This window comes from Rhodococcus sp. JVH1 (assembly GCF_000280725.2).
Classification (GTDB): Bacteria; Actinomycetota; Actinomycetes; order Mycobacteriales; family Mycobacteriaceae; genus Rhodococcus_F; species Rhodococcus_F jostii_A.
In genome coordinates this window covers 6,953,393-6,968,120 of record NZ_CP166289.1, presented here as the reverse complement: position 1 = coordinate 6,968,120, position 14,728 = coordinate 6,953,393, and the positions used below count along the sequence as shown (strand labels likewise).

14 protein-coding genes are annotated in these 14,728 nt (G+C 69.6%); 4 read left to right on the top strand and 10 right to left on the bottom strand.

Annotation, left to right across the window (positions count from 1 at the left end; all coding sequences use genetic code 11):
- Positions 1-3 precede the first annotated feature (3 nt).
- The 5 genes from hisB to JVH1_RS32565 all read right to left on the bottom strand — a co-directional run bounded on the left by hisB (position 4) and on the right by JVH1_RS32565 (position 6,299).
- Complete coding sequence (hisB, locus tag JVH1_RS32585; protein ID WP_009473679.1) at positions 4-618, bottom strand: imidazoleglycerol-phosphate dehydratase HisB; 615 nt, start codon at positions 616-618, stop codon at positions 4-6.
- Positions 615-1,757 (bottom strand): histidinol-phosphate transaminase, encoded by a 1,143-nt coding sequence (locus tag JVH1_RS32580; protein ID WP_009473680.1) that lies wholly within the window; start codon positions 1,755-1,757, stop codon positions 615-617. The genes hisB and JVH1_RS32580 overlap by 4 nt, the downstream gene beginning before the upstream one ends.
- Positions 1,754-3,076, bottom strand: a complete 1,323-nt coding sequence (gene hisD / locus JVH1_RS32575; protein WP_009473681.1) for a histidinol dehydrogenase — start codon at positions 3,074-3,076, stop codon at positions 1,754-1,756. Before hisD ends, JVH1_RS32580 begins: the two co-directional genes overlap by 4 nt.
- Before the next feature lie 106 nt (positions 3,077-3,182).
- Complete coding sequence (locus tag JVH1_RS32570; protein WP_009473682.1) at positions 3,183-4,244, bottom strand: putative zinc-binding metallopeptidase; 1,062 nt, start codon at positions 4,242-4,244, stop codon at positions 3,183-3,185.
- Between the two features lie 111 nt (positions 4,245-4,355).
- On the bottom strand, positions 4,356-6,299 hold the full coding sequence (locus JVH1_RS32565; RefSeq protein ID WP_009473683.1) for an acyl-CoA dehydrogenase family protein: 1,944 nt from the start codon (positions 6,297-6,299) through the stop codon (positions 4,356-4,358).
- Positions 6,300-6,386: 87 nt separating this feature from the next.
- Here JVH1_RS32565 and JVH1_RS32560 point away from each other — a divergent pair, with 87 nt between their 5' ends.
- Together JVH1_RS32560 and JVH1_RS32555 are read left to right on the top strand one after the other, a co-directional pair.
- Positions 6,387-7,664: a glycoside hydrolase family 1 protein gene (locus tag JVH1_RS32560; RefSeq protein ID WP_009473684.1), complete on the top strand. Its 1,278-nt coding sequence runs from the start codon at positions 6,387-6,389 to the stop codon at positions 7,662-7,664.
- 36 nt (positions 7,665-7,700) lie between these two features.
- The gene (locus tag JVH1_RS32555) at positions 7,701-8,330 is read left to right on the top strand and encodes a LysE family transporter (protein ID WP_016880075.1); all 630 of its coding nucleotides are present in this window, start codon (positions 7,701-7,703) and stop codon (positions 8,328-8,330) included.
- 51 nt (positions 8,331-8,381) lie between these two features.
- Here JVH1_RS32555 and nadC read toward each other — a convergent pair whose 3' ends face one another.
- Genes nadC through nadA form a run of 3 tightly spaced genes read right to left on the bottom strand, consistent with a single transcriptional unit; the run spans position 8,382 to position 11,853 of the window.
- Positions 8,382-9,251: a carboxylating nicotinate-nucleotide diphosphorylase gene (gene nadC / locus JVH1_RS32550; protein ID WP_009473686.1), complete on the bottom strand. Its 870-nt coding sequence runs from the start codon at positions 9,249-9,251 to the stop codon at positions 8,382-8,384.
- Positions 9,251-10,819, bottom strand: coding sequence for an L-aspartate oxidase (locus tag JVH1_RS32545; RefSeq protein WP_043778116.1), 1,569 nt, complete (start codon positions 10,817-10,819; stop codon positions 9,251-9,253). The genes nadC and JVH1_RS32545 overlap by 1 nt, the downstream gene beginning before the upstream one ends.
- Complete coding sequence (nadA, locus tag JVH1_RS32540) at positions 10,816-11,853, bottom strand: quinolinate synthase NadA (RefSeq protein WP_009473688.1); 1,038 nt, start codon at positions 11,851-11,853, stop codon at positions 10,816-10,818. Before nadA ends, JVH1_RS32545 begins: the two co-directional genes overlap by 4 nt.
- A gap of 78 nt (positions 11,854-11,931) precedes the next feature.
- On the opposite strand from nadA, the gene JVH1_RS32535 reads away from it, so the two are divergent.
- On the top strand, positions 11,932-12,657 hold the full coding sequence (locus JVH1_RS32535) for an NUDIX domain-containing protein (protein ID WP_009473689.1): 726 nt from the start codon (positions 11,932-11,934) through the stop codon (positions 12,655-12,657).
- A 19-nt stretch (positions 12,658-12,676) separates the two neighbouring features.
- Here the strand turns inward: JVH1_RS32535 and JVH1_RS32530 are convergent, their stop codons facing one another.
- Positions 12,677-13,276 carry a TetR/AcrR family transcriptional regulator gene (locus JVH1_RS32530; RefSeq protein ID WP_011594193.1) on the bottom strand — a complete coding sequence of 200 codons (600 nt, stop codon included), beginning with the start codon at positions 13,274-13,276 and terminating at the stop codon, positions 12,677-12,679.
- An 83-nt stretch (positions 13,277-13,359) separates the two neighbouring features.
- Here JVH1_RS32530 and JVH1_RS32525 point away from each other — a divergent pair, with 83 nt between their 5' ends.
- On the top strand, positions 13,360-14,172 hold the full coding sequence (locus JVH1_RS32525) for an SDR family oxidoreductase (RefSeq protein WP_009473691.1): 813 nt from the start codon (positions 13,360-13,362) through the stop codon (positions 14,170-14,172).
- Here the strand turns inward: JVH1_RS32525 and JVH1_RS32520 are convergent.
- A complete protein-coding gene (locus JVH1_RS32520; RefSeq protein ID WP_009473692.1) occupies positions 14,162-14,719 on the bottom strand; it encodes a DUF2567 domain-containing protein in 558 nt (185 codons plus the stop codon). The two genes, JVH1_RS32525 and JVH1_RS32520, sit on opposite strands and share 11 nt — an antisense overlap.
- Positions 14,720-14,728 lie beyond the last annotated feature (9 nt).

The following is a 14,728-nucleotide window of genomic DNA, read 5'->3' as shown; positions in this document are numbered from 1 at the left end:
GGATCACAGGCTGCCCTTGGTGGAGGGCACACCCGTGACGCGGGGGTCCGGTTCGACGGCCTCGCGCAGTGCCCGGGCGACGGCCTTGAACTCGGCCTCGGTGATGTGGTGCTGATCGCGCCCGTAGAGCACGCGCACGTGCAGGGCGATGCGCGCGTTGAGCGCGATCGACTCGAACACGTGCCGGTTGATCACCGTCGCGTACGGCACGCCCGGGTAGCCGCCGATGACGGAGTGCAGCAGGTGTTCGGGTTCGCCGGTGTGAACGCAGTACGGACGCCCCGACACGTCGACCGACGCGTGCGCGAGCGTCTCGTCCATGGGGATGAACGCGTCACCGAACCGGCGGATACCCTTCTTGTCGCCGAGCGCCTGACCGAGCGCCTGACCGAGCACGATCGACGTGTCCTCCACCGTGTGGTGCGCCTCGATCTCGATGTCGCCCTTCGCGTGGACGGTGAGGTCGAAACTCGCGTGGGAGCCGAGCGCGGTCAGCATGTGATCGAAGAACGGGACCCCGGTGGAGACGTCGACGATGCCGGTGCCGTCGAGGTTCAGTTCGACGGTGATGCTGGATTCCTTGGTGGCGCGCTCCACGCGGGCGATGCGGTCGGTCATCCTCGGTCTCCTGAGCTGGTGAGTTCGGTGGCGGCGATCTCGTCGCTCGCCACGATGAAGGCGTCGTTCTCGGAGGCCAGCCCGACGGTGGCGCGCAGGTATCCGGGGATGCCGACGTCCCGGATGAGCACTCCGCGGTCGAGGTAGGCCCGCCAGGCGTGGGCACTGTCGGTGAACTCACCGAACAGGATGAAGTTCGCGTCGCTGGGGATGACGCGGAACCCCGTGTCCTCCAATGCCTTCGACACCCGCACCCGCTCCGTGGCGAGCGCGTGCACGCTGGCGAGCGTCTCGTTCGCGTGCCGCAGCGCCGCCCGGGCAGCGGCCTGCGTGACCACCGACAGGTGATACGGCAGCCGGACCAGGAGCAGCGCCTCGATGAATGCCGGTGCGGCCGCAAGGTATCCGAGCCGGCCACCGGCGAACGCGAACGCCTTGCTCATCGTCCGCGACACCACCAGCTTCGACGGGTACTCGTCGATCAACGTCAGAGCGCTGGGCGCGTCGGAGAATTCGGCGTACGCCTCGTCGACGATCACGATGCCCGGTGCGGCGTCGAGGACCCGGCGCAGTTCCGCGATGCCGACGCTGTGCCCGGTCGGGTTGTTGGGACTGGTGACGAACACGACGTCGGGCCTGCGCTCGGTGATCGCCGCGGTCGCGGCGTCCACGTCGAGCGCGAAGTCGGCGCGCCGGAAGATCGGCAGCCACTCGGTCTCGGTGCCGTCCGCGATGATCGGGTGCATCGAATACGACGGCACGAAGCCCATCGCGCTGCGACCGGGACCGCCGAACGCCTGCAGCAGCTGCTGCAGGATCTCGTTGGACCCGTTGGCCGCCCACACGTTGTCGACCGTCACCGGCACCCCCGTCTGGCGGACGAGGTACGCGGCGAGGTCGGTGCGCAGTGCCACCGCATCCCGATCCGGGTAGCGGTGCAGTTCCCGCGCGGCCTCCCGCACGGACTCGGCGACGTCGTCGACGAGCGCCTTCGTGGGCGGGTGCGGGTTCTCGTTGGTGTTCAGCTGGACCGGGACGGTCAGCTGCGGCGCCCCGTACGCCGACTTGCCGCGCAAGTTCTCCCGGATCGGCAGGGCGTCCACCCCGATCGACGAACCCGGCACGTTCGCCGCGGTCACCGCAGCGCCTCGAACCGCAGCCGCACGGCCTCACCGTGCGCGGGCAGGTCCTCGGCGTTCGCGAGGGTGATGACGTGGCCGGAGACCTCCTTCAGCGCGGATTCGGAGTAGTCGACCACATGGATGCCGCGCAGGAACGTCTGCACGCTCAGACCTGAGGAGTGCCGGGCGCAGCCCGCAGTGGGCAGGACGTGGTTGGACCCGGCGCAGTAGTCGCCGAGGCTGACCGGCGCCCACGGGCCGACGAACACCGCGCCCGCACTGGTCACCTTCGCGGCGACGGCGGTGGCGTTCTCGGTCTGGATCTCGAGGTGCTCGGCGGCGTACGCGTTGACCACCCGCAGTCCCGCCTCGACGTCGGAGACCAGGACGGTGCCCGACTGCGTGCCGGACAGCGCGGCGGTGACGCGCTCCTTGTGCTTGGTGATCGCGAGTTGCGCGGCCAGCGCCGTGTCGACGGCGTCGGCGAGTTCGACGCTGGATGTGACGAGCACGCTCGCGGCCATCACGTCGTGCTCGGCCTGGCTGATCATGTCTGCGGCGACGTGCACCGGGTCGGCCGTGTGGTCGGCGAGGATCGCGATCTCGGTGGGGCCCGCCTCGGCGTCGATGCCGACGAGGCCGCGGCAGAGGCGCTTGGCGGCGGTGACGTAGATGTTGCCGGGGCCGGTGATGAGGTCGACGGGGGCGAGTTCGGCGCCGTTCGTGTCGGTGCCGCCGTAGGTGAGCAGGGCGACAGCCTGACCGCCGCCGACGGCCCACACCTCGTCGACCCCCAGCAGGGCGGCCGCGGCGAGGATCGTCGGGTGCGGCAGACCACCGAAGTCGGACTGCGGCGGCGACGCCACCACGAGAGACCGGACACCGGCGGCCTGCGCCGGGACCACGTTCATCACGACGCTGGACGGGTAGACGGCGTTGCCGCCGGGAACGTACAGCCCGACGCGGTCGACGGGAACCCACCGTTCGGTGACGGTGCCTCCCGGGACGACCTCGGTGGTGGTGTCGGTGCGGCGCTGGTCGGCGTGGACCTTGCGGGTGCGTTCGATCGCGACCTCGAGGGCGGCCCGGACGGCCGGATCGAGTTCGCCGAGCGCGCGGTCCAACTCGGACTGCGGCACCCGCACCTGCGCGGGACTGACGCCGTCGAACTTCTCGCTGAACTCGAGCGCCGCGTCGGCGCCGCGCTCACGGACCGCCTCGACGACCGGGCGAACCTGATGCAGGACCGCGTCCACATCCACTCCACCTCGAGGAAGTGCGGCGCGAAGTTCGGCCGTGGAAGGGGTACGACCACGAAGGTCGGTGCGGGCGAGCATGAGAGGTCCTCTCTGCGAATGTCGGGACACGGTGTCTCGGACGAGCGGACTGTTCTGCGAAGAACAGGGCTCGACACCGATTATCCAGGATAGGCGCACCCCATTTTCACCGGTCGGCGGCCGACCGGGTTTCCGTCGACACCGGTGCCGACTCGTCCCACACCGGGGCGGGCTGGATCAGCGAGTGGATGAACCGCATCTTCTCCAGCACCGCGGCCGGAAGCACGAACGGATACAGGTCGTGGTGGCCCATCGACCTGTTCAGCTGGTTGAGCGCCCACGACAGCGGCAGCCACCAGTCGATGATCTGGTCGAACCCCACGTCACCACTGAGTTCGCTGCTCGTCGTCGCTCCGGCGGGTGCCATCGCGAAGGCCGCCGCGGTGTCCAGGGCGTCGCGGATGTGCAGGTAGTGAGCGAACGTCTCCGCCCAGTCCTCGGCGGGGTGCATCGTGGCGTAGGACGACACGTAGAGCCGGCCCCAGCCCTTCGGCGCACCCTCGCGGTAGTGGCGTTTCAGCGCGGCCTGGTAGTCGACGTCCGGATCCCCGAACAGGTCCTCGAATCGGGCGCGTTCGGCGTCGCCCCGGATCAGCATCACCTGGTAGTAGTGCCCGATCTCGTGCCGGAAATGGCCGACGAGCGTGCGATACGGCTCGTCCATCTCGACGCGCAGCTGTTCCCGGTGCACGTCGTCGCCCTCGGCCAGGTCGAGGGTGATCACCCCGCCGGCGTGCCCGGTCACCACCCGGGTCCGTGCGCTCGACAGCAGGTCGAAGGCCAGCCCGGTGCCCGGGTCCTCGAACTTGGGGACGATCGGGAGACCGAGCTCGTCGAGTTCGAGAACGACCCGCCTCTTGTTGGTCTCGGCGGTCGCGAACGCGGCCATGCCCTCGTCGTCACCGTCCGCAGGACGCGTCCGCGTCAGCCGGCACGACGTGCACAGGCTCTGGACGTCGTCGTTCCGGACGAGCCAATTGCACTTCGCCGTGCCGGCATTCCCGCACCGCACCCAGGTCTCGCCGTCCACGTCCGCCCGGTCCCCGCCGTCGAGGACGACGATGGACCGGCTCGGCAGGTGGAATCCCAGGGCGCTGTCACATTTCAGGCAGAGACTGTTCTCGAACGACAGTCGTTGGCCGCATTTTCGACACATGAAGCTGCGCACTGGTGTTCCCTCGGCTCGTCCCGCCCGCGTCCGAGAACGCAGGCGGGTGCCACGCTGATGTGCGCGTCTCCTCGGAGGGTACCGCCGAGCCGGGGCGCGGAACCCGACGGCCTAGAGGCGGGTCGAGTGCAGGAACCTCCTCGCCAGGTTTTCCTCGGTGGACGCGCCGGGGGTCCACTCGGTGATCCACGGACCGGTGCCTTCGCTGGGGTCGACCACTCCCCGCTCCAGCCACGCATACCGTCCCTCGAGGATCGAGTGCGCGACCTGCTTGTCCACGTCGTCGGTGTTGTGCCACAGACCGTCGAACAGTTTCTCGACCCGCAACGCTGCCTGCCGGCAGAACACGTCGGCGAGTTCGTAGGCGGCCGCGCCCTCGGCCTCGTTCTCCTCGCGCTGCATCTCCGCCTTGACGCACGTGGCGGACATCGCGAACAGCTCGGCGCCGATGTCCACGACCCGGCCGAGGAAGCCCTGCTGCTTCTCCAGCGCCGCCTGCCACCGGGCCATCCCGTAAAACGTGGAGCGGGCCAGCTTGCGGGAGTGCCGTTCGACGAACCGCAGGTGCTTGGCCAGGACACCGAATTCGCTGAACGACGTCGGCACCTGCCCCTTGCCTGCCACGAGTTGCGGCAGCCACTTCGCGTAGAAACCACTCGCCTTGGCGGCCGCGCGGGCCTTCGCACCGGTGTCGGCGTGCGGGTCCGCGAGATCGCCCGCCGCCGTGAGGTGCGCGTCCACGGCCTCGCGCGCGACCAGCAGCCGCATGATCTCGCTCGAGCCCTCGAAGATCCGGTTGATGCGCAGGTCGCGGTCCAGCTGCTCCACCGGCACCGCACGTTCACCGCGGGCCGCCAGCGACGCCGCCGTCTCGTATCCACGGCCGCCGCGGACCTGGATCAGCTCGTCGGAGATGACGCAGGCCATCTCGGACGACCACAACTTGGCGAGCGCCGCCTCGATCCGGATGTCGTTGCGACCCTCGTCGTTCATCTGCGCCGACAGGTCCACCACGGCCTCGAGGGCATAGGTGGTCGCGGCCATGAACGACAGTTTGTTGGCGACGGCAGTGTGCTCGGCGATCGGCTTGCCCCACTGGACGCGGACGCCCGACCATTCGCGGGCGATCTTCAGCGACCACTTCCCGGCCCCGGCGCACATCGCCGGAATCGCCAGCCTGCCGGCGTTGAGTGTGGTGAGCGCGATCTTGAGTCCGTCACCTTCCCGGCCGATCAGGTTCTCGGCCGGAACGCGGACCTTGTACATGCGGGTGACGCCGTTCTCGATCCCCCGCAGTCCCATGAACGCGTTGCGCCGTTCGACGGTGATGCCCGGGGTGTCGGCCTCGACGACGAAGGCGGAGATTCCGCCGCGGTGGCCTTCGCTCTTGGGCACCCGCGCCATGACGACGAGCAGTTCGGCGACGACGCCGTTGGTCGTCCACAGCTTCACGCCGTCCAGTTCGTAGGCGGCACCGCCCTCGATGGGGGTCGCGGAGGACGCCAGCCGCGCGGGGTCGGAACCGACGTCCGGTTCGGTGAGGAGGAAGGCGGAGATGGCGCCGCGGGCGCAGCGCGGCAGGAACTCGCGTTTCTGCTCGGGGGTGCCGGCCAGCTTGAGCGGTTCGGGGACGCCGATCGATTGATGCGCGGACAGCAGCGCGCCCAGGCTCGGATGCACCGACGCGACGAGCATCAAGGCCCGGTTGTACGCGACCTGCGAGAGTCCGAGGCCGCCGTACTCCTCCGAGATCTTCAGGCCGAAGCACCCGAGGCCGGCGAGGCCGCGGACGTATTCGTCGGGAATGCGCGACTGGGACTCGATGACGCTGCCGTCCATCTCCTCGCAGTAGGCGCGGAGGCGAACGAGGAATTCCTCGGCCTTGGCGGCGTCCTCGGTCGCCGGCCGGGGGAAGGGATGAACCAGATCCAGCCGGAACCGTCCCAGAAACAGTTCTTTCGCGAACGAGGGTTTGTCCCAGCCGGATTCCCTCGCCTCCTCCGCGACCGCTCGTGCTTCTTCCTCGGTGACCTTCGGAGCTGAGGTGTCGACCATGACGCGCCTCCTACTGGCGGGTAGTCCTACTCACCAGTATCACCCAATCGGCGCACTCGGGACAGCGTTTCCGCTACTCTTCGGCCGATGCGGACTCCCTCGCGACTCCTGGGCGCCGGCGCGGTCCTGCTGTGCTTGCTGGCGCCCGCGACCGCGGCGCACGCCGCCCCTCTCCCCGACGACTTCCTGTGGGGCGTCGCGACGTCCGGGTTCCAATCGGAGGGTTCCTCACCAGACAGCAACTGGCGGCGGTATTCCGACTCCGGACGGACCCACGACGCGATCGGCAGCTCCGTCGACTTCCGTCACCGGTACACCGAGGACATCACCCGCGCCGCGGACCTGGGTGTCGACGTCTTCCGGTTCGGCGTCGAATGGGCCCGCCTGCAACCCGCCCCGGGCGTGTGGGACGAGACCGAACTGCGGTACTACGACGACGTCGTCCACGAGATCACCAGCCGCGGAATGACCCCGATGATCACCCTCGACCACTGGGTGTATCCGGGGTGGGTCGCCGATCGGGGCGGCTGGGCGAACCCGGACACGGTCGACGACTGGCTCGCGAACGCGCAGAACGTGATCGAGCGCTATTCCGGTCTCGGTGCGCTCTGGATCACGATCAACGAACCGACCGTCTACGTGCAGAAGGAGCTGACGTTCGGTGGCATCACCCCCGACCGGGCCCCGCAGATGCTCGACCGGCTCGTCGAGGTCCACCGCCGCGCCTACGACCTGATCCACGAGAACGACCCGGGCGCCCGGGTGAGCAGCAACCTCGCGTACGTCCCGGCCGCGGTGGATGCGCTCGACGCCACCTTCGTCGACCGGATCCGCGACAAGCTCGACTTCCTCGGCGTCGACTACTACTACGGCCTCTCCCCCGACAACCTCACCGCGGCACACGCGGTCACCGACGCCTTCTACGACATCAACCCTCAACCGGACGGCATCTACCACGCCCTGATGCGGTACACCGGAAAATTTCCGGGACTACCGCTGTACGTCGTGGAGAACGGCATGCCCACCGACGACGGGAAACCGCGCCCGGACGGCTACACCCGGTCCGATCATCTCCGCGATCACGTCTTCTGGCTGGAGCGGGCACGGGCGGACGGCGCCCCGGTGATCGGATACAACTACTGGTCGATCACCGACAACTACGAGTGGGGCACGTACCGTCCCCGGTTCGGCCTGTTCACCGTCGACGCGCTGACCGATCCCACCCTCACCCGCCGACCGACCGATGCGGTGACCACCTACCGGGACCTCGTCGCGAACGGGCTCCCGCCCGGCTACGAACCCGAACGCCCTGCCGCACTCTGTTCCCTCGTGAATCCGCCGCTCAGCTGCATCGATCCCCCGTAGATCGGGTGCAGCAGAGGCGCGACGTACCATCACCTCGTGTCGTGGCAGATGTGGTGTGCAGTGCTCGGGGCTTCGTGCGTGATCAGTCTGTCCCCGGGGGCCGGCGCGATCGCATCGATGGCCACGGGGATGCGGTTCGGGTTGCGTCGCGGCTATTGGAACATCGCGGGTCTCCAGCTGGGGTTGCTGCTGCAGATCGCGGTGGTCGCCGCCGGACTCGGGGCACTGCTCGCGAATTCGACACTCGCGTTCACGGTGATCAAGTGGTTCGGCGTCGCCTACCTGGTGTATCTCGGCGTCCGTCAGTGGCGGGCGAGCGCGACCGACGTGTCGGGCGTCGACGGCGAGGTCGCCGAGACCAGCGGGCCCGCGATGACCCTGCGCGGCTTCCTGGTCAATGCCAGCAACCCGAAGGCCGTCGTCTTCATGCTGGCGGTGCTCCCACAGTTCATCACCCCGTCGGCGCCGCTGCTCCCCCAATACCTGGTCATCGCCGCCACCATGGTCGCGGTCGACGTCGTCGTCATGACCGGCTACACCGGGCTGGCGTCGAAGGTCCTGCGGCTGATGCGGTCACCACGCCAGCAGCGCGCGACCAACCGGACGTTCTCCGGATTGTTCTTCGTCGCGGCCACGTTCCTGGCGACGGTGCGCCGCGCCGTCTGACCCGTGAGTACTTGTTAACCGCGGGCGGTTAACAAGTACTCACGGGTGGGGTCACATGTCGAGGCCGAGATCCAGCACGGTGACGGAATGGGTGAGCGCACCGACCGCGAGGTAGTCGACTCCGGTGCCGGCGTACTCGGCCGCGACGTCCAGCGTGAGACCGCCCGACGACTCCAGCTTGGTGCCGGGGGCGTTCGCGTCACGACGTTGCACGGCGATCTGCGTCTGCCACAGCGGGAAGTTGTCGAGCAGCACCAGTTCGACGTTCTCGGCCAGCACCTCGTCGAGTTGCTCGAGGCTGTCGACCTCTACCTCGCACTCGATGTCCGGTGCCGCCGCGCGCACGGCCCGCAGCGCCGCCACGACCGAACCGGCGGCCGCGACGTGGTTGTCCTTGATCAGTGCCGCGTCGCCGAGCCCCATGCGGTGATTGACGCCGCCGCCCACCCGGACGGCGTACTTCTGCAGGCCGCGCAGTCCCGGCAGCGTCTTGCGACTGTCGCGGATCTTCGCCCCGGTGCCCTCGACCGCGTCCACCCAGGCGGATGTCGCCGTGGCGATGCCGGACAGGTGGCACACCAGGTTGAGCATCGTCCGCTCCGCGGTGAGCAGCCCCTGTGTGGGCGCGGTGACCGTCAGCACGGCCTGGCCGGGCGCGACCCGGGTGCCGTCGGCGACCCGGTCGAGAACCTGGTAGCGGCCCGCCCCGATCACTTCGTCGAGCACCAGCAGTCCCACGTCGAGGCCGGCGACGGTGCCGTGCGCGCGGGAGACCACGGACGCCTTGGCCACCGCGTCGGCCGGGACCGTGGACGACGACGTCACGTCCGGTCCGTACCGCAGGTCCTCGTCCAGGGCGAGACGCACGAGCGCACGCACCTCGTCCGCGTCCAGACCGTCGGGAAGGACATGGTCGGACATCACAGCACTCCTGTCAGTTGGGGTTCGAGAAGCTCGAGTTCGCTGTCGCGCAGACGCACGTGCGTGCTGCGGCGCCACTCGTCGGATGTCTGCGGGTAGTCGCTGCGGGTGTGGCATCCACGACTTTCGGTCCGCGCCGCGGCGGCGAGCACCAGTGCGGACGCCGTCAGGGTCAGCGCGGCGTCTTCGAGCGCGGTCTGCCCCTCGGGCACCGTGTGTGGCGCGGCGGCCAGGGCGGCGGCCACCGCATCGAGGCCGGCACCGTCCCGGACGACGGAGGCGTTGCCGGTCATCAACTGCTGCACCAGTTCCCGCGGTGCGGACGGCAGGGCACGCTGCTCGGGTTCGGTTGCCTCGACGCGGAGGCCGGCGCGTTCGACGGCCGCGGCGCCGACCCGCTCGCCGACCACCAGGCCTTCGAGAAGACTGTTGGAGGCCAGCCGGTTCGCTCCGTGCAGCCCGGTGCGGGCCACCTCGCCCGCGGCGTAGAGGCCGGGGACGGCGGTGCGTCCGTCGACGTCGGTGACCACTCCGCCGCACGAGTAGTGCGCGGCGGGCGCGACCGGGATCAGCTGTTCACGCGGATCGATCCCGGCGTCCAGGCACGAGGCCGTCACGGTCGGGAAGCGCTGCACGAAGCCGGACAGGTGACGCGCGTCGAGGTAGACGTGGTCGTGACCCAGTTCCCGAAGCCTCGACGCGATCGCCCGCGACACGACGTCGCGGGGGGCGAGGTCGCCGCGCGGGTGCACACCCGCGGTCACCGATTCGCCGTTGGCGTCGACGAGGATCGCACCCTCGCCGCGGACGGCCTCGCTGATCAGCGGACGCCGTCCGAGACCGCCGGGGGTGAACAGGACGGTCGGGTGGAACTGCACGAACTCGAGATCGGCGACGGCCGCGCCTGCGTCCAGCGCGAGAGCGACGCCGTCGGCGGTGGCTCCGGGCGGATTGGTGCTGCAGGCGTACAGCTGCCCGAGCCCGCCGGTGGCCAGGAGGACGGCCGGTGTGTGGACGACGCCGAGTCCGCGCGGCGAATCCACGAGCACGCCGGTGACACCGCGCGCGTCGGTGAGTACCCGTAGGGCGACGCTGTCGAACAGGACGGGAAGCCCGGCGGCACCCAGGGCTCGCTGCACCTCGGCGCCCGTGGCGTCCCCGCCGGCGTGAATGATCCGCCGGGTGCTGTGCCCGCCCTCGCGGGTGCGCGAGACGGCGCCGTCGCGGCCACGGTCGAACACCGCGCCCAGATCGGTCAACGCGGCCACGGCATCACGGCCGCCCGCCACGATCGATCGCACCGCGTCGTCGTCGCACAGGCCCACCCCGGCCTCGCACGTGTCGGCGACATGCGACTCCACCGAATCGGTGACGGCGTCACCCACCACCGCGATGCCGCCCTGCGCGTACTGCGTCGCGGTGTCCGTCGCCCCGCCCTTGCTGACGGTGAGCACGGTCAGTCCGCGCAGCGAGGCGGTGCGTGCGGCCGTCAGTCCGGCCACACCACCGCCCACCACCACGAGGTCGGCGTGCTCTTCCCAGGAAATCCCCCGGGCCGGGCTGCTCACTCGCCGCCGCCCGGGTTTCCGATCTCGATCATGCGCTGCACCGATTTGCGGGCACGCTCCGCGGTCGCGAGATCGACGTGAACCTCGTCTTTGCCCTCGAGCAGGCAGCGGAGCAGGGCCGCGGGGGTGATCATCTTCATGTACGGGCAGGACGCGCGGTCGTTGACGGCCTGGAAATCGACCTGCGGCGCGGCCTTGCGCAGCTGGTGCAGCATGCCGACCTCGGTGGCCACGAGAACCTGCTTCGCCCCGGTCGCGCGGGCGGCGTCGAGCATGCCGCCCGTCGACAGGATCTTCACCTTGTCCTCGGGCACGAACCCTTCACCGGCCAGGTAGAGAGCCGAGGTGGCGCAGCCGCATTCGGGGTGCACGAACAGTTCGGCACCGGGGTGCGCCTTGGCCTGCGCGGTGAGCTCGTCGCCGTTGATGCCGGCGTGGACGTGGCACTCACCCGCCCAGATCTGCATGTTCTTGCGGCCGGTGACGCGCTTGACGTGTGCGCCGAGGAACTGGTCGGGCAGGAACAGGACCTCACGGTCGGGGTCGATCGACGCGACCACGTCGACGGCGTTGGACGACGTGCAGCAGATGTCCGTCAGACCCTTCACCTCGGCGGTGGTGTTGACGTACGACACGACGACGGCGTCGGGGAACTCCGCCTTCCACTCCCGCAGCTGATCGGCGTTGATCGAGTCGGCCAGCGAGCAGCCGGCACGCTCGTCCGGGATCAGCACGGTCTTGGCGGGGCTGAGGATCTTCGCGGTCTCGGCCATGAAGTGCACGCCGCAGAACACGATGGTGTCCTCGGGCGCTTCGGCCGCGATGCGCGAGAGCGCGAGGGAGTCGCCGACGTGGTCGGCCACGTCCTGGATGGCGGGCAACTGATAGTTGTGCGCAAGGAGCGTCGCTCCCCGCTCACGCGCCAGCCGTTTGATCTCGGCAGCCCACTCTTCGCTCGCCTCGACGCCCGCGTAACCGCCGGGACCGTCCTGAATCTGCGGGTTGGTACCCGCCCACAACGTCGTGGTCGTCATGGCTTGCTCCTTCACCGTGAACTCGGGCGGGGTGGCCCGAATTTCCGCAATCGAGGTTTTCGACTTAGGATCGAAAACATGCCCAATAGTAACACCACGCACGAAGTGCTTACCGCGGTGTTCCAGGTTCGCCACTTCCCCGACCACATCACCGCAGGTCAAGGCGGTGATGCGCGTCACGCCGGTGAGCTCGCCGTGCTGCTGTGGCAACGGGCCCTCGATCCCCAGGCGGGCGCCTGGTCCCTGCCCGGTGGACTGCTCCACGAGGACGAGGACCTCACCACCTCCGCGCGACGCCAGCTGGCCGAGAAGGTGGACGTGCAGGAGGTCTCCCACCTCGAGCAGCTGTCGGTGTTCAGCGACCCGCATCGAGTGCCCGGCCCGCGCACCATCGCGTCGACCTTCCTCGGACTCGTCCCCCTCCCCGCCGACCCGCAGCTGCCGCCGGACACCGCGTGGCACCCGGTGTCCGCGCTCCCCGAGACGGCGTTCGACCACGGCACCGTCGTCCGGCACGCCCGGACCCGCCTCGCGGCCAAGCTCTCCTACACCAACATCGCGTTCGGCTTGGCCCCCGACGAGTTCTCCATGTCGACGCTGCGCGAGATCTACTGTGCCGCACTCGGATACCAGGTGGACGCGACCAACCTCCAGCGCGTCCTCGGACGACGTGGGGTGCTCACTCCCACCGGGAACACGGCGCCGTCGGGCCGTGCCGGCGGGCGCCCGGCCGCCCTCTACCGGTTCACCGACTCCACGCTGCGGGTGACGGACGAGTTCGCGGCGCTTCGACCGCCGAGCTGACCCCGCTCGTCAGGCGGCCTCACGCCTGCGCGAGACCCCGCCAGAACGTGTCCGATGCGGCGGTGACGACTTCGTCCACCGGAGCGCCGTCGAGCATCCCGCCTGCAGCGAGGGTGGCGATCCCGTGAAACGTCGCGAACGCGACGAGGGCGATGCGCGACGCGTCCCCGGGTCCGATGTCGCCCGCGGCCTGGGCTTCGGTGACGATCCGGACCGTCAGGTCCATCGAGGCGTGGCCGGCCTCCACGACCTGGGAAGCGGCTCCGGGCGCGTGCTTGTTGCCGTACATCAGGGCCAGCAACTCCCGGTGTGCGAGTGCGAAGCTCACGTAGGCGCCTGCGAGCGCGGCGAAACGGGCCCGGGCATGCGATTCCGCCTCCTCGACCGCGCGTTCGAGGGCGGCGGTGAGACGCAGGAAGCCGGACTCCGCGAGTGCGTCGAGCAGCGCCTGACGATCCCGGAAGTGCTTGCTGGGTGCGGCGTGGCTGACCCCGGCCTCACGCGCGAGTTGCCGCAGGGAGAGTCCGTCGACGCCGTCCTTCTCGAGCGTGCTCTCGGCGCGCGCGAGCAACACCCGGCGAAGACTCCCGTGGTGGTAGGGCTGTTCGGCGACGGGCATGCCGCCAGCCTAGCAAGATGTTGTCATTGACTACATAGATGGCACTGACTACATTCGAGGACACCCCACCGCTAGGAGCACACATGTCCTTCGACGTATCCGGAACCACCGTCCTCATCACCGGCGCCAGCGCGGGCCTCGGTGCCGAATTCGCCCGCCGGTTCGCCGAGCGGGGTGCAGATCTCGTCCTCGTCGCCCGCCGCGCCGACCGGCTCGAACAACTCGCCACCGAACTCCGCGCCGCGCACCACGTGTCGGTCACCGTGCTCCCGTTCGACCTCGCGACACACGGCGCCGGGGAGCGGTTGCGCGGCGAACTCACCGCCCGCGACATCCGCGTCGACTCGCTGATCAACAACGCGGGATTCGGGACGCACGGAGATTTCGCGTCCGCCGACCTGGAGCGCCTCACCTCCGAGATCCAGCTCAACGTCACCACCCTCATCGAGCTGTCGCACGCTTTCCTGCCCGACCTGCTCCGGGGACGCGGCGCACTCGTGAACGTGGCGAGCACCGCCGCGTTCCAGCCGACTCCCGGCATGGCCGTCTACGGGGCGACCAAGGCGTTCGTCCTCAACTTCACAGAGGCGTTGTGGGCCGAGGCGCGAGGCACCGGCCTCACCGTGCTCGCGGTCTGCCCGGGCCCTACCCGCACCGAGTTCTTCGACGTCGTCGGTTCCGAGGACGCCGCCGTCGGCCGCATGCAGACCGCGGATCAGGTGGTGACGACAGCGCTGCGCGCACTCGACCGGCGCAGCACCCCGCCGAGCGTCGTCTCCGGGCTGATGAACTGGGTGTCGTCGGTCAGCACCCGGTTCGCGACTCGCCGCATCGGCGCTCTCGCCAGCGGGCGCCTCCTCGGGAACGTGCGGATGCGGACGTCGGTCACGAGGTAAAGGTCGCGTCGCGCTCTTCCGGCTCGTCGAGTTCGACCGGGGGATCGCTGACGCCGAGATCGTCGTACGGGTTGAGCGCGGCGAGCACCAACGTCACGACGCAGGCGACGAGGGGCTGGAAGATCAGCACCAGCGGGGTCCCGATCCCCGGCGCGACCGCCACGACCGTACCGGCGGTCGAGGTATCGGGGTCGGGAAAACGCAGCGCGGCCACGCCGATTCCACCGAGCGCCATCACACCGGCCCCGACCACACTGCCTGCGAGAACCGCACCCAGCGCCACCGGGCCGCGACTTCTCCGCGCCGTCCACGCCGCGACCGCGGTGAGGATCCCGACGACCAGGCCCGCGCACGCGAACATCCCGATCGCATCGAACCGGTGCACACTCTCCCCCGTCAGCGACATCCCGCGGTCGGGGGCGACCACCAGCAGGTGCTCGGGCGGTGCGAGGACTCCCCACAACACTCCGGCGAGCGCGCTCGCCACCACCGTCCCGCAGAAGATTCCGGCGGCAGATCGAAGCCTGAAGCGCGGGAGCGTGGTCACCCGTCCGAC

Coding starts and splice junctions, on each gene's coding strand:
- hisB (WP_009473679.1), bottom strand. CDS start 618: ATGACCGACCGCATCGCCCGCGTGGAGCGCGCCACCAAGGAATCCAGC.
- hisD (WP_009473681.1), bottom strand. CDS start 3,076: ATGCTCGCCCGCACCGACCTTCGTGGTCGTACCCCTTCCACGGCCGAA.
- JVH1_RS32565 (WP_009473683.1), bottom strand. CDS start 6,299: ATGGTCGACACCTCAGCTCCGAAGGTCACCGAGGAAGAAGCACGAGCG.
- JVH1_RS32560 (WP_009473684.1), top strand. CDS start 6,387: ATGCGGACTCCCTCGCGACTCCTGGGCGCCGGCGCGGTCCTGCTGTGC.
- nadC (WP_009473686.1), bottom strand. CDS start 9,251: ATGTCCGACCATGTCCTTCCCGACGGTCTGGACGCGGACGAGGTGCGT.
- nadA (WP_009473688.1), bottom strand. CDS start 11,853: ATGACGACCACGACGTTGTGGGCGGGTACCAACCCGCAGATTCAGGAC.
- JVH1_RS32535 (WP_009473689.1), top strand. CDS start 11,932: ATGCCCAATAGTAACACCACGCACGAAGTGCTTACCGCGGTGTTCCAG.
- JVH1_RS32530 (WP_011594193.1), bottom strand. CDS start 13,276: ATGCCCGTCGCCGAACAGCCCTACCACCACGGGAGTCTTCGCCGGGTG.
- JVH1_RS32525 (WP_009473691.1), top strand. CDS start 13,360: ATGTCCTTCGACGTATCCGGAACCACCGTCCTCATCACCGGCGCCAGC.